We start from the raw sequence: 429 nt of genomic DNA on the forward strand, positions 1-429 counted from the left end.
ACGTTGTATAGTGCTAAAACCTGGACGCGGAGATAGGCTTTCTGCACTCCCCTCTTTGGTTTACTCCCCTATGCGATGCACTGTTGAAGTTTAAACAGCAATAGGGTCAATGACTTCCAGACTCCTCAGCGATGACCGCTACCGCGCCAGCAACACAGGCGGGCCAGCCATTGCTAACTCTTTGAACGCTGACTTTTTCGCCGCCAGGCACCATGACGGTGAATGAAGCCAGAGACTACGTTGCACACTTACTTTTAACCACAGAGGTCGTTATCGATTACAGTTAACCGAGGATAAAATTATGGGAAATATGATGTTTTTTATGGGATTTTTGTTTTTCGTCAGCTCATTGGGGCTGATTGCAGCCTATCTGAGCACCAAATGGGATGACTAATGAACGAAAAAGATCCGCCTAGCATCATCCTCCCC

Annotated in this window: 1 protein-coding gene; it reads left to right on the forward strand. The window is 47.3% G+C overall.

The features are described from left to right. Nucleotides 1-313: 313 nt before the first annotated feature. Nucleotides 314-394, forward strand: coding sequence for a protein MgtS (gene mgtS / locus DUK53_RS18050; RefSeq protein ID WP_223501571.1), 81 nt, complete (start codon nt 314-316; stop codon nt 392-394). Nucleotides 395-429: the final 35 nt, after the last annotated feature.

Source organism: Listeria sp. SHR_NRA_18, from assembly GCF_003856515.1.
GTDB classification, from domain to species: Bacteria; Bacillota; Bacilli; order Lactobacillales; family Listeriaceae; genus Listeria_A; species Listeria_A newyorkensis.

Bases quoted from the DNA above. Each gene is read 5' to 3' on its own strand.
- mgtS (WP_223501571.1), top strand. From the start codon at position 314: ATGTTTTTTATGGGATTTTTGTTTTTCGTCAGCTCATTGGGGCTGATT.